This window comes from Granulicella mallensis MP5ACTX8, from assembly GCF_000178955.2.
GTDB classification, from domain to species: Bacteria; Acidobacteriota; Terriglobia; order Terriglobales; family Acidobacteriaceae; genus Granulicella; species Granulicella mallensis.
The window spans coordinates 3,912,176-3,924,008 of sequence record NC_016631.1 but is presented as its reverse complement, the minus strand read 5'-3'; the positions used below and the strand labels follow the sequence as shown (position 1 = coordinate 3,924,008).

The 11,833-nt window shown below is 57.3% G+C and carries 6 protein-coding genes; 3 read left to right on the top strand and 3 right to left on the bottom strand.

All coding sequences use genetic code 11. The features are described from left to right. Positions 1–11: 11 nt before the first annotated feature. The 3 genes from ACIX8_RS26590 to ACIX8_RS15605 all read right to left on the bottom strand — a co-directional run bounded on the left by ACIX8_RS26590 (position 12) and on the right by ACIX8_RS15605 (position 2,517). Entirely contained in the window at positions 12–200 is a 189-nt protein-coding gene (locus ACIX8_RS26590) for a type II toxin-antitoxin system RelE/ParE family toxin (protein ID WP_044176868.1), read from the bottom strand. Further along, positions 178–1,194, bottom strand: a complete 1,017-nt coding sequence (locus tag ACIX8_RS15610) for a glycoside hydrolase family 76 protein (protein ID WP_190273673.1) — start codon at positions 1,192–1,194, stop codon at positions 178–180. Before ACIX8_RS15610 ends, ACIX8_RS26590 begins: the two co-directional genes overlap by 23 nt. A gap of 156 nt (positions 1,195–1,350) precedes the next feature. Next, positions 1,351–2,517 (bottom strand): alpha/beta fold hydrolase, encoded by a 1,167-nt coding sequence (locus ACIX8_RS15605; RefSeq protein ID WP_014266329.1) that lies wholly within the window; start codon positions 2,515–2,517, stop codon positions 1,351–1,353. Positions 2,518–3,102: 585 nt separating this feature from the next. Here ACIX8_RS15605 and ACIX8_RS15600 point away from each other — a divergent pair. Genes ACIX8_RS15600 through ACIX8_RS15590 form a run of 3 tightly spaced genes read left to right on the top strand, consistent with a single transcriptional unit; the run spans position 3,103 to position 11,377 of the window. Next, positions 3,103–6,756 carry a TonB-dependent receptor gene (locus tag ACIX8_RS15600; protein ID WP_014266328.1) on the top strand — a complete coding sequence of 1,218 codons (3,654 nt, stop codon included), beginning with the start codon at positions 3,103–3,105 and terminating at the stop codon, positions 6,754–6,756. 46 nt (positions 6,757–6,802) lie between these two features. Next, on the top strand, positions 6,803–9,136 hold the full coding sequence (locus ACIX8_RS15595; RefSeq protein ID WP_223295352.1) for a GH92 family glycosyl hydrolase: 2,334 nt from the start codon (positions 6,803–6,805) through the stop codon (positions 9,134–9,136). Positions 9,137–9,163: 27 nt separating this feature from the next. Beyond that, on the top strand, positions 9,164–11,377 hold the full coding sequence (locus ACIX8_RS15590; protein ID WP_014266326.1) for a hypothetical protein: 2,214 nt from the start codon (positions 9,164–9,166) through the stop codon (positions 11,375–11,377). The last annotated feature ends 456 nt before the right edge of the window (positions 11,378–11,833 follow it).

The window sequence follows — 11,833 nt, the reverse complement described above, 5'->3', positions numbered from 1 at the left end:
GCAGATGGGTTTCAATCTTGTAGAAGTCGATTGATCTGTTTCGGGGTGATTCCGCCATAAGCCTTCACCAGCTTGCGGAACTCCACCAGTTCATCGTCGTCAATGTTGGCTCTATCCTGCCTGGCGAACAGATACTCGTAGACCCAGAACCTGGGTGCAACTAGCTGTTCAGCAGAGCTATCGTCTCTTTGGCTGCTCAACGAGGACTTGAGATGCCAAGGCGTCTAAGGCAGAGATCAGGCTGCCTGTTCCGCTATCCTGCGGCGGGCCGGCCCAGTTCACCGAGAAATGCCCATTTTCTGTTCTGGCATTCCTCCAAAGGCTCTCCGCGTTTTGATCGAGCAACGTGACGATCTCAGGCGATGGGTGAGCTTGCTGAAGCGTGACGAGATTCCTCACCAAAATTCCTTTGAACTGTATACCATCGCCTCCGCAGTTCGGCTCGCACGGATCGTGCAAGACGCCATGGGCATCGACGAGTTGCCGTCCCACGGCTGCTGCTATGTGGTCGGCGAGCTGCAAAGGCGCGGGATCATGCGTGAGTTTGGACAGCCCTGAGAGTCCGGATAAGACAACGCCCTGGTTGTAGGTCCACGTAGTCGCGTGATTGTTGTGGCAGGCAGAGTCAAGACCATCGTTGATAAGACCCTGATCGTTGATCATGCCGGAGTTCACGAACCAGCGTTCCTCTTTCTGTGCCCAATCAAGATACCGGGCACGGTCCTGGCCGGATGTGGCAGCGGCAAGGCGCACGGCGACGGACAGAAAGAGCTCATTGGCAATGGCGTTCTTGTAACGCACGTTCTTCTTCCACCAGATGCCTCCTCCACACGTGTCCGACCAGCCGGTCGTCATATCGTCGAAGATCGATTTCGACATCTCTAGATTGCGTCTGTCACCGCGGAGATCATAGACATCCAGCCATGCGAGCGCCCACCAACCCTCGTCGTCGTAGAACTCATTCCGAAAGCCGGGAGCTTGGTGTTGCGCTGCGCTAAAAGTGGTCTGGAAGATAGCGTCGAATTCGGTGGCATGGAGCACGCGGGCGGCTTCGACGAGAGCGGAGATGCCGTTGGCGGAGTTCCACCAGCCGGTGCCGCGAAAGAGGCCGGTGTTCTCATCATAGGTTTCTGCGAGTACGCGGGCTGTTGCGTGGACATGTTGCGACCTGTCTGCCGTTTGTGAGCGCTTCACTTGCGTTTGTGCCAGACCTGGCAAAACAAGAGAGACCAAAACAAAGAGGGCGGTGAGGTGAAATCGCATTTTTTGATCTTATAACCGCTATGCGTGATCGCTCTGTCTCCGATGGGATTGCAGCGGCGCGGTAATGCTCTCTTTGTCTGGTGAGAATTATTTGTCTGTCGCGATGGTCTCGCCCGCGAGGAAGGCTGTGATGTTCTTGTTCAGGAAGTCCTTATCGGCTGGACTAGCGCCTGCTCCGGCCGGATGGCCCCACAGGGAGGGAATGGGGAGCAGCGTTACACCTGGAATGTACTGCGCTTCGTAGCGAGCGTCAGTGACAGGGAAGTAGAGATCTGTTGCCGAGGGCATGTAAAGCACGGGAACTTTGATGGAGGCGAGTGCCTTCTTCTCGTCGCCGTTGAAGGCTGGGTGGACTTCAGAGGGTGGCGTGCCGGCGGCGGAGGCGGGAGTGTAGCCAACGTTGTTCGCCTCCCAGGTGCGGCACTGCAGGATGAGGTTGTTGGCGTCGGCTCCGGGAATGAAGTTGTGACGCGCGTTGTCGATGACCTGCTGGAGCGTGAGGTTGGGGCGATCGGGGCTACGCCACAGCTCCTGACGCCACCATTCCTGCGAGTGCAGCCAGCCGAGCCAGACGACACCGAAGGCTTCGAGGCCCTTTTGCGGGGGCGCTGTGTAGTCGCCGTGATTGAAGGTGGAGTCAGCGGTAATCGCCGCGATCTGGCCTTCGAGGCGGACGATGCCATGGCCATAGGTCTTCGCCGTGCCGGAGGTGGCGACGATGCGGTCCATGTAGGTGGGATAACTGACAGCCCACTGAAATGCCTGTTGCGCTCCCATGGAGAAGCCGATGACGGCACGCAGGTGCTTGATGTGCAGTTGCTCGGTGAGCATCTGGTGCACGGCGTTGACGTTGTCCCGGATGGTCATTACAGGGAAGCGTGGGCCGTGGAATGGTTCGGGCGTATTGCTGGGCGAAGAGGAGCGGCCGTTCCCGAAGAGCTCGGAGGTGATGAGGAAGAGCTTTGTGGTGTCGAGAGCGCCGTTAGGGTAGTCAGGGGTCTTCATGAGCCACTCATAGCCGGTGAGCCTGGCCATGTAGTGCGATGGGAGCAGGATGGCGTTGTCGCCCGCAGCATCGAGCTGACCGTAGGTGCCATAGACGATGCGCGCTTCAGGAAGCACGACGCCGGACTCGGTCTTGAAGTTGTGCAGGACGAACTCGTGCTGCTCGGGGTGGAGCGGGCTGGCTGTCTGCGCGCGAAGGATGGGCGCGGCGATGAGGATAAGAGCGAGAACGAAATTGTGCTTGTGCATCGGAGACTCCTGCGAGGGCTTGAGGGGAGGGCGGGTGGTGGGTGTCCCACATCTCGTTTTTGAGATGTGGGTTTGTAGGATGTTCAGGAGTAACACCGCAGTTTACACTGCTCGGCATGGTGAAGACCTTGTGCGGTACCAGCGGTCGGGTGATCTGTACTTCGTGACATTCTTCTGCTATCGACGCCTGCTGTATCTCGGCACAGCAGAGGCTCGAGGGTCTTCGAGCGGTCACTGAAAGTCATGCGCCTCAGCTACAACTTCGTTGTCACGGCTTCTTTGCAACCCAGATTTTAGCAAGCTTGTCTCGATGCGATGGTGCCACTTTGGTGCGACCTTATTCCCAGTGCTCCCCGATAGCGGCATTCAATCTACAACCCAAATGGCAAACAATTTCTGAAAGCGCTTGACAGCCCTGTGTCAACGGACATATAACCCTTTTTGCCAAATGTTATCGATCACAAATTGGATTTGAGTAGTGGCAGTTGGGCCTGATCTTCTTGCGTAAATTGCAATCCTGTGCGGGGCGTTTTCCCCGATGTGTTTCTAGCACGATGCTGCTGGCTCGCGAGGAGATTTGCATAAATGCATTTACCAAGAAAATTTCAGGGTTTTGGCACGTTTCTTTTACAGGCATTCTTGTGCACAGGAGTGCTGTTCGCTCAAGCCGATCGAGCCACGGTGACGGGACATGTGTCCGATTCGACCGGAGCTTTGATTTCGGGTGTTAACGTTATCGTTAAAGACGCCAATACAGGAGCGACGTTTACCAGTCTCACCAATGCCGCCGGGGTCTACAGCATTACGGGTCTTCCGATCGGCGATTACAGCGTCCAGATGAGTCACAAGGGCTTCAAAGACTCGAAGTCCTCCGTTCATCTCGTCGCCACGCAGGTCCAGGCCCTTGATGTGAGCATGGAGATCGGCTCCTCCAACGAAGTTGTCTCGGTCAGTGCCGCTCCGCAGTTGCTCGAATCGGACACATCGACCATCACGAACACGCTCGAAGAGGAAGCGCTTCGCGACCTGCCTCTGAATGCCACCAACGGCCGCGACGCCGTGCAACTGCTGGTGCAGAGTACTCCGAGCGCCGCCAAGTCCGGTATCTCAGGGAACCAGGTCTACAGCACCTTGTATCTCGGAGGCGCCAACTCCTGGACCAACACGGCCTACGTCGATGGCGTGGACGCCGGCGCCGGACCTCAGGGAGCCATCGCTACCCCCGGCCTGGAAGCCATCGCTGAGACTCAGGTCATGACGGGCAATGCCAGCGCCGAACTCGGTAGTACCGGCGGCGGTGTCCTGCTTTTCGAGCTCAAATCCGGAAGCAACAAGATCCATGGCAGCGCCTTCGAGTTCCTTCAGAACGAAGCTCTCAACGCAAACTCGTGGCAGAACAATTACTTTCTCGCCGGTTGTGCCTCCAACGATGCGACCTGCATCCGCAGCAACTCTCGTCCGCGCGACCGGTTCAACGATTACGGGGGCAGCCTCGGGGGGCCTCTGTGGAAGAACCGTACCTTCCTCTTCGGAGACTACGAGTACTACAGCCAGACCAATGACACACTGAACCCCAATAGCACCACCGTCCCCACGGCACGGATGCTCACCGGGGATTTCAGCGAGCTGCTGACCGGAGGTACCCAGCAGGGCAACGTTGTCAATGCAGCCACAGGCGCCGCATTTATCAATCCCTGTACCGGCCTTCCGTATCAGTACGGGCAGATCTTCGATCCGCAGACGCAGAAGGTTGTTAACGGACAGACCTGCGCCACGCCGTTCGCCAACAACGTGATTCCGTCTGGCCGCTTCACTAGCGCTCAGACGCAAAATATCATCGGAATTTACCAAAAATATTACAAGCCGACTCTGAACAGCCGCATCTACAACAACTACCCGACTGTTGTGAGTAACACGCCGAGCGAAACCAAGCGGTCCTTTGATGTCAAGCTAGACCACAACTTTTCGACCGCTCATCATCTGAGCGCTTCGTTCGATTATGTGAAGTGGGTCAGTGTAACCGGCGGCGGCCTGGTGAGCACCCTCAGCGATCCCGGCCCGTTGAGCCAGGAGTGGAGTAACAACACGCCAAACTTCATTGCGCGCGTGGTGGATAATTACACGATCACGCCCAACCTGCTGAACACCTTCGGTGTCGGCTACTCCTCGACACAGTACACCCAGGTGCCAGTGAACCAGGTTGCCAGTGCCTCAGTCTATGGATTCAACTCCGACAGCACAGCGTTTCCAACAATCGGCTTCAGCAGCAGCAACGGTGTCGGGGAGCAGAATCTCGGCACGTCCGTAGACTCCTATCAAAACTATTACGGCTACCATTTTCAGGACACGGTGGCCTGGCAGCATGGCAACCACTCGTACAAGTTCGGCGGCCAGGTGTTTCTCCAAGGCCTGAACTCCAACTCTGGCGGCAACATTCAGAACTACAACTTCAGCAACGTGACCGGCGGCCCCACCGACACCTCGCTGACGCCTTATGTTGGGAGTGCCTTCGCCAATCTCCTGCTCGGAGATGTGCAGTCAGCGTCGCAGAACGTTCCTGAGCCTACGTATCCGCGGCAGAAGTACATCAACGCCTTCGCCCAGGACGACTGGAAGGTCAATACTCGTCTTACCCTCAACCTTGGCCTTACCTGGATCTTCACCTTTGCCGGTCACCAGCAAGACGGTCACTGGACTAACTTCGACCTGACCCAACAGAATCCTCTTTGGGGCAGCTATAAGGGTGCCTGGACCTTCGCGCAAAACTCCGGCTCTACCTTCCAGACCGATAACACCTTACGGCAGTTTGCGCCGCACCTCGGCGGTGCCTACCAACTCACCAGCAAGCTGCTGGTGCGTGCGAGCTATGGTCTTTACTACGTGCCTCTCGGCGAGTTCAACGCGGGCTATGGCTACGGCTTCCCCTCACAGCAGGGTGAGTTCTGGACCGGAACCAACATTGTGCCTAACAACATTCCGGGTTCTACTGCCTTCAACTGGGGGAACGGCTATCCCGGAACAACTGTTCTACTGCAGCGCTCGATTACCCAGACGAGCATGGGCAACGATGCTCCTTTTTACATCAGTCCTAAGACGCTCCACCTCGGCCGGGCGCAGAATTTTTACGCGGGCGTGCAGTACGAACTGGCCAAGAACATCATTCTCGATGCGCGATATATGGGTAGCCTCGGAAGCGCCCTCCACGATAACTCCGAGTCGGTCGGCATCAACTATCCCGACTTCAACACCTACAGCCACCTGCTTACCTCCGGCCACATCAACGACACGATCAGTAGTGCCGCCGACGCCGCCAATGACGGTGTTCCCTATCCTTACCAGGGTTTCAGCGGTCCCGCTTACGCGGCTATCGCTCCCATCCCTCAAGCCGCTTCCTTCAACAACAAAATTGTGCTCGAGACCGACCAGCAGATTGGCTCGAGTTCTTACAATGCTTTCGTCGCGGAGGTTAAGGCACGCAGTTCACACAATCTGAACGTGGATATAAGTTACACACTCTCGCATCTCGAGGGCAGCAACCTGGCTCACCGCTCGGCACCGGGCGGCAATGGTCTGTACGGCTATCAAAGCGCGGCTGACATTCCTGCTTCGCATGGCTTTGTTCAGGGCACCGATCAGCTCCAGGTGGTCACCGGCTACATTACCTATCAGCTTCCGTTCGGGAACGGTCAGGCCTTCCTGTCGAAAGGTCGTTTGGTTGACGCAGCGGTCGGCGGCTGGACTGTAGGATCCTCTCTCACCTATGGCTCCGGCGGTCCCATGGGGACGGTTAACTCGCCTGTGCAATATCCGTTCTTCTTTCAAAATCAGCGTGACAACTTCGCTCCCGGAGTTACAGCCGACAATATCAAGAATCATTTCCATGGCCATTACGTCGACCTGGCCAATACCTCAGATCCGCGCAACCAGGACTTCAGCCCCAGCCTCTTCACAACCCCGACTCTGGGCACTCTCGGCAACACGCCCTACAACTACAACCACTGGCGCTGGAATCCGGGTCTCGCCAGCGATGCCAGCGAGAGTGTTTCGCTGAGCAAGGCTTTTGCCATGGGCCCTGAGGGTCGCTTCAAAGCCACCATCCGCGCCGAGTTCTACAACGTGTTCAACCGCCACTACATCAACTCACCCGACACCAACCCGAACGACACAACCTTTGGTCAGGTTACCGGCGTTTCAGGAACCCCCCGTAATGGCCAGCTTGCGGCGCGCGTTCAGTGGTAACCGCGCCTGCATAGCTTCATCCGCAAGCCCTCTTTCATCAGGAGATTTGCCCTTGTTTATTTTCCATGGCCGTTACCCGGCAGCTACTGCGCTCCTCATCCTCCTCGCACCGGTTGCGTTCTCTCAGACTGCAGGCAAGCGCCCTGTCGACTACGCCAACGCTCTTGTCGGCACGGCTCCGCTCGACAATCCAAAGCTCATCGGCAATGCGCCTCCGGCCGGCGAACAGCTCTACTCTGGCTTCACCTCGCCCGGCGCTGCGCTTCCTCACAGTGCGACCGACATCGGGCCTATCAACGCGAACTTTCCGCTGAGCTATCAGGCGGGCGTTCCCGCTCCCTACTACTATCCCAACCCCACGATGGTCGGCTTCTCGAGCGGCGAGCGCGGCGGACCCATCCTCATGCCGGTCGTTGGCGACTGGACCGTTCCTCCACAGCGCACCGTATCGTTTTATGACAAAGCCCGCGAGCATGCCAGCCCCGGCTATTACTCCGTCTTCCTCGACACCTTCAAGACCGGCGTAGAGCTCACAGCCACGACCTGGACCGGCCTCTACCGCATCACCTATCCCGACAGCAGCCAATCCCATCTTCTGCTCGACCTGGGGTGGGCAGGCGGCAGCATCGAAGTTGTTGGTGACCACACCATCCGGGGTTCCTTTGCGCGTGGCCGCAATCACGCCAATACCTACTTCGTCGCTCAGTTCTCAAAACCCTTTAGCGCTTTCGGCACCTTCCGTCAGTTCCCACCTCGCAATGGAGAAAAGGGCGAAGAAGGGTCGATCCTCGGCAGCAGAGAGGTTGTTGCGGGCCAAGCAAAGATCTCCGGGCCCTTCGCTGGCGCATATCTGGACCTGACAACGACCGCAGGCGAGCAGGTCCTCGTCAAGATCGCCCACGGCACGAGCTACGAACAAGCCGAGCAGCGCCTCCAATCCGAGGACCCGGGTTGGGATTTTGACCGCGTGCATCGTCAGGCCGAGGACGCCTGGGCCGCTAAGCTCAACCAGATCGAGGTGGAGGGTGGCTCGGAGAAAGAGAAGATGCTGTTTTACTCGTGCCTGCAGCATTCCTTCGCAAGTCCCCGGTTGGTCGCGCAAAAGGGCGAGCCGTTCGTGACCCGCGACGGTACGGTCACGACGGCTACGTACGATCGCTACAACGAGGTGCCTTTCTGGGACACCGGCAGGAACCAGATTGTTCTGCTTACCCTTCTTGAGCCGAAGGTAAAGACCGATATCCTTCACTCGCAGCTGGATATGGCGCGCGAGTCCGGTTACATGGGGACGTCCTTTCACGGCGACAACGCTGTGTTTATGTACCTCGGCGATTGGGAGCGCGGGCTCGACTTCGACTGGGCCGGAACCTACGAATATCTCCGCAAGAATGCCACCGATCCGGCCGGCCCTCGCGGTTATCTCGCCGAGTACATGAAGAACGGCTGGATCTCCGATATCATCCCGCCCGGCAATCCCAGCCCGCCTTATGCCGGAGGCAAGGCAGGCGCGGCGACCACACTCGAGTACAGCTGGGATGACTACGCCATGGCCATCTACGCGAAGCGGCTCGGCAAGCAGGCCGACTACGAGATGTTTCTAAAGCGTGCACAGAACTACCGCAATGTCTTCGATTCCTCCATCGGTTTCGTGCGCGGAAAGACAGAAGACGGTAAGTGGATTGCACCCTTCGATCCCGGCGAGCCTTACTACAACTTCATGATGAAGGAGGCTTCGGGCTGGTCCACGCTCTGGCTCGTTCCGCACGACGTACAGGGCCTTGCGAACCTGCTCGGTGGCCGGGAGAAGTTTGCCGCTAAGCTCGACGAATTCTTCAGCACTCCGTACACGGCCAAGGGTGTCTGTCGGGATTGCACCGGGCTTGTCGGCGAGTATGTTCAAGGGAACCAACCCGACCAGCAGGCCGCTTACTACTACGACTGGGCCGGACAGCCCTGGAAGACGCAGGCCCTGGTGCGCAGGATTCTCCGCGAGATGTACGGCAGCGATAAGACAGGCTATGCGTTCCCTGGCATGGACGACCAAGGCTCAACTTCCTCCTGGTACGTCATGAGCGCGATGGGCTTCTATACCGTCGATCCCTCCAGCCCGAACTACATCCTTGGGAGCCCTCTCTTTACCCATACGGTCATGCACATGGGTAACGGCAAAACTTTCGAGATGGTAGCGAACCATAACTCGGAGAAGAACATCTACATCCAGTCCGCGACGCTCAATGGGAAGGCCTGGAATAAACCCTGGTTCAGTCACTCCGATATCGAGGCGGGGGGCAAGCTTGTCCTCAACATGGGGCCGCTACCGAATAAAGAGTGGGGAAGCGATCCCAATGCGGCTCCGCCCTCCATGTCATCGTCAAACTGATGAGTGCTTCGGGAGAAAGAATCACAGATGAAATGTTTTAGATTCGCAGGTCATGCTTTCCTGATCTTCGCCGCGTCCTATCCGCTTTTGGCTTCGGCTCAGTCCGTTCCATCGAAAACACAGGATCGTCTCATCTTTCAAACGGGGAAAGAATGGTCTCCGCGCACCAACATCAATGCGGACACGGTGATGGTCTACGGGCTGGATGACACGACGAGCGAGCGTATCCGGTCCTGGCGTGAGCATGGCTACCGTGTGACCGTTATGACCGGTGTTGCATGGGGACGATATGCTCCCTATCTTCGAGGAGACTTCGATGGCAAAGAACACTGGGATGAGACGCAGCAGGAGAAGAGCGGAAAACTCATACTGCATGGAGGCCGTGAAGTTCCGTATATCTCACCCAGCATCTCGTATGGCCGCTATCTGGCCAAGGGTGCGGAAGAGGCGATCGATGCGGGGGCCGAGGCCATCTACCTGGAAGAACCGGAGTTTTGGGCGCGTGCCGGATGGAGCGAGAGCTTTAAGCGAGAGTGGCAGAGCTATTATCACGAGCCCTGGCAAGATCCCTCCGCATCGCCCGACGCTCAGTACCGCGCGTCAAAGCTGAAATATTTTCTTTACCGCCGCGCACTCTCACAGGTCTTCGATGCCGTGAAAGCTTACGGGGAGCTTCATCATCGTTCCATCCCCTGCTATGTCGCGACGCATTCGTTGATCAACTATGCGCAGTGGGAGATTGTTAGCCCTGAGTCTTCGCTGCTCGACGTCGGCGCGGACGGTTATATCGCTCAGGTATGGACCGGAACCTCCAGAGCTCCGAACGTATATGACGGGGTGCTTCAGGAGCGAACCTTTGAGACCGCGTTTCTTGAGTATGGAGCGCTCCAGAACATCGCACGCTCTTCGGGAAAGCCGATCTGGTACCTCAACGATCCGATCGAGGACAACCCTCGCCATTCCTGGACCGACTACCGCCTCAACTGGGAGAGCACACTGGTCGCGTCCCTCCTGCAACCGGCAGTGTCACGATACGAAGTGCTTCCATGGCCTGAGAGAATCTTCGGATTGAACTCCACGCGTCCCTCCGTGGAGCCCACAGATTCCAATCCTGACCCGGTGAAGACCGTGATTCCGAAGGCATACGAGACGGAGTTGCAGGCTGTCTTTCACGCCCTGGGAGAGATGGAACAACCTGCGACAGCGAAGCGATGGGAGACAGCAGGGACACAGGGCATTGGGGTGCTCGTCTCCGATACGCTCATGTTCCAGCGCGCCGCACCGCAGCCTTCTGACAGCAATCTCGGGGAGTTTTATGGGCTTGCGCTTCCTTTGCTGATGCATGGGATGCCGATAGAACCCGTCCAGATAGAAAGCAGTTATAAGAAGCCGACCGCTGCAGGCTTTCTGAAACCCTACAAGATTCTGTTGCTGACCTATGATGGCCAGAAGCCGCCATCACCGGCATTCCACACCGCGCTTGCGTCATGGGTCCGGTCTGGTGGAGCGCTCATCGTTGTGGATGATGATAAAGATCCCTACAACAAGGCTAGTGATTGGTGGAACTCCGGAGGACAACATTTCGCGACTCCCCGGCAGCAGCTATTCCAGGAACTGGGCATTGCGCCGGACGCGACGGGACTGCACCCTGTTGGAAGAGGCTTTGTACTCTTCGAATCGCAAAGTCCGGCTGCTCTTACTCACAGCCCCACGGGGTCCGCGCAATTGCTTGCACTGCTCCACACGGCTGCGGGGGCTATTCATCTATCGCTTCAGGAGACACGCTCGCTCGTACTTCGGCGCGGGCCGTATGTGATCGCGGCGGGATTGGATGCGGACCCCACGGATGTAGCCTCGTCCGCGAAGCCGCCGGTTGTGGTCAAGGGTGACCTGATCAACCTCTTCGACCCGGATTTAGCGGAGAGCGACCACGTCATCATCAAGCCGGGCACACGTGCGCTTTTGCTCGACGTCAATTCTCTCAACTCTTCTACTCCCCGTCTGGTTGCAGCTTCCGCAAAGATCTCTCACGAACAGGTCTCTGCCGATAGCCTCACCTTTCAAGCAGAGGGCATCGACCAGACACAAGCCGTGGCTCGCATCCTTCTAGGGAAAGCTGTGCGACAGGTTACGTTGAATGGAAAACCACTTGATAACAGTCAGTATCAACGCAGCGGGCGCACGTTGCTGCTCCACTTCCAAAACACAGCCGCACCGCAGCAGATAAAGGTGCTTTTTTAGTCGATGTTTGCGAAAGGACGATTGGCGAAATCATGCGAACGTGTTTTGAAAAGACGCAAGGCGGATCACTGATCTGCGTCGATCACGAAATCATTGCTTCTGCGATTCGGATTCTTTGAGGGTCCGGACACACCAAGGGCCACCCTTGGGGCGGCCCATCTGCGCAAACTACGGCATGTTGATCTGGTTGGTTTAGTTGTTGTGCCAGTCCGAGTTGGTGCGGTCGCGCAGACCGATGAGTGAGGGGATAAGAACGGTAAGAGCAAAAACGGCAACTTCAGTCGCGAAGTACATGGTGAATCTCCTTGTTGGGTGAATGGTTGGATTTTGTTGTTGTGTTCCGTTTGCGATTACAGCGAGCGCCAGTTGGCATTGGTGCTTGCGCGAAGTCCGATGAAGGACGGAACGAACACGGTGAGGGCGAGGACGATTGTTGTGATAGCTAAGTACATAGGT